This window comes from Pseudomonas sputi (assembly GCF_021603585.1).
GTDB classification, from domain to species: Bacteria; Pseudomonadota; Gammaproteobacteria; order Pseudomonadales; family Pseudomonadaceae; genus Aquipseudomonas; species Aquipseudomonas sputi.
On the sequence record NZ_BQHI01000096.1, the window covers coordinates 1 to 255 of the forward strand.

1 rRNA gene is annotated in these 255 nt (G+C 51.4%); it reads right to left on the reverse strand.

Features of this window, described 5'->3' with window-relative positions:
• Nucleotides 1–255, reverse strand: a 23S ribosomal RNA gene (locus L6D81_RS29445); the annotation flags it as partial.

The following is a 255-nucleotide window of genomic DNA, read 5'->3' on the forward strand; positions in this document are numbered from 1 at the left end:
CTTTCGGCGTGGGTGTTTTTCACACCCATTGTCGTTACTCATGTCAGCATTCGCACTTCTGATACCTCCAGCAAGCTTCTCAACTCACCTTCACAGGCTTACAGAACGCTCCTCTACCGCATCACTTGCGTGATACCCGTAGCTTCGGTGTATGGTTTGAGCCCCGTTACATCTTCCGCGCAGGCCGACTCGACTAGTGAGCTATTACGCTTTCTTTAAAGGGTGGCTGCTTCTAAGCCAACCTCCTAGCTGTCT